The sequence below is a fragment of the Streptomyces sp. NPDC003635 genome, assembly GCF_053587635.1.
Genome location: NZ_JBSFOK010000122.1, coordinates 1 through 1,781, shown reverse-complemented (window position 1 = coordinate 1,781; position 1,781 = coordinate 1). Strand labels below are relative to the sequence as shown.

General features: G+C 73.6%; 2 protein-coding genes. One reads left to right on the top strand and one right to left on the bottom strand.

Translation table 11 applies throughout. The features are described 5' to 3' along the window. Positions 1 to 559 (bottom strand): M23 family metallopeptidase (locus tag ACWDRW_RS40275; RefSeq protein WP_451733560.1); only part of this gene is annotated, 559 nt, incomplete at its 3' end. Between the two features lie 174 nt (positions 560 to 733). Between ACWDRW_RS40275 and ACWDRW_RS40270 the strand changes: the two genes are divergently transcribed. Continuing rightward, positions 734 to 1,781: SH3 domain-containing protein (locus ACWDRW_RS40270; RefSeq protein WP_451733557.1), on the top strand; the 1,048-nt coding region annotated here is incomplete at its 3' end.

Here is a 1,781-nt window from a genome sequence, read left to right as displayed (position 1 = left end):
ACTCCGCCCAAGCCGTCACCGTCGTCGACCCACCCCCACCACCACCGCCGGGCGTGCACGGCAGGCCGACCCCGCGGTCGCGCAGGTACGGGACGGGGTCGATGCCGCGGACCGAGGTGGAGGTGCCGACGCGAACCCGCAGATGCAGGTGAACCCCGGTGGAGTCGCCCTCGGAGCCCATCAGGGCGATGCGCTGACCGGCCGACACCTGCTGCCCGACGGACACGTCCCGCTGGTACATGTGGCCGTACTCGGTCACGGTGCCGTCGGGGTGCAGGATGCGGATCCACTGGCCGTAGCCCTGGGCCGGTCCGGAGGCGATGACCTCGCCCGCGCCGACGGCGTGGATCGGGGTGCCGAGGCCATTGGCGATGTCGACTCCGTCGTGGGAGCTGCTGTAGCCCTGGGTGACGACGCCGGCGGCGGGGCAGGAGCCGGCGAAGGCGGTGGTGCCGTTCGTCGCCGCGTGGCCGGGGGCGGCCACCGCCAGGGGCAGCAGCAGGGCCGCCGCGGCCAGCAGCCCTGCCCGCAGGTTCGTGCCGCGCAGACCAAGACGCATGGAGTTCCTCCCAGGGGACAGCGGCTTCCGACGAGCCGTGGGCCACGGACGCTAGCGGCGCTCACCTGCCGCGCGGCATCCGGAAGTTTGCGGAGAGACGGTGCCCGCGCCGGGCGGTAGTCCTGGACCGTCGTCCGCTTCCGACCGCCGTCCGCATCCACCGAGGGGGAACCCGTGCGTGTCGCATCCGTGCGTGCCCAGTGGCACAAGCCGCTGTGGGCCACACAGATCCTGTGTCTGCTGCTCGTCCTGACCGGACTGGCGGCACCGCCCGCCGCCGCACAGGATCAGCGGGGCAGCTGGCGCATCGACCTGGCGGGGCCCGGAGCCGAACAGGGCAATGTCGGCCGGGGTCCGGACGGGCTCACCGTCGAGGACAACAGGCACCGCACCCCGTCGGCGCCCGGCGCCTCCCACGCCGTCTACACCTCGCCGGGCCGCAGCCTCGGCCGCCAGCTCACGGCGTTCACCGTGCGGACGCAGGCGGACGTCCCCGCCGGGACCGAGGTGCTGACCGAGATCCGGGGCAGCAACCATCCGGACACCTGGACGCAGTGGCGGACCGTGGAAGGGGCGGGGGCGGTCCGGCTGCCGCAGGCGGTCTCCCTGCTCCAGGTCCGGCTCACCCTGCTCGGCGTCCCCGGTGGGGCGTCCCCGACGGTCCGCGCGGTCACCGTCACCGCCGCTACCGTGCAGCCCAAGCCGCAGCAGACCCCGCAGAACGGCATGTCGGCGGCCGCATCCGGGCCCACCTACCGGCTGTACGCCACCCGGGAGGGTCTCGTCGGACAGACCACCGCCAACGGCCATGTCATCCAGCCCCGCGACCACTTCGTGGCCCTGCCCTCCCGCCGCATGCTGGCGACCAACGGCGGCCGCGAGTACCAGGTGCGCCTCTGCTACAAGGGCCGGTGCGAGACCGCGCCGGTGTGGGACGTCGGCCCGTGGAACACCCGCGACGACTACTGGAACCCGTCGTCGCAGCGGGAGATGTGGCGGGACCTTCCGCAGGGCACGCCCGAGGCGCAGGCGGCGTACCTCAACGGCTACAACGGCGGGCTCGACGAGTTCGGCCGGCGGGCCGCCAACCCGGCCGGCATCGACGTCGCGGACGGCACCTTCTGGGACGGCCTCGGCATGACCGACAACGACTGGGTGGACGTCACCTTCATGCCGGACGGTGGTGGGGGTGGGTCGACGACGGTGACGGCTTGGGCGGAGG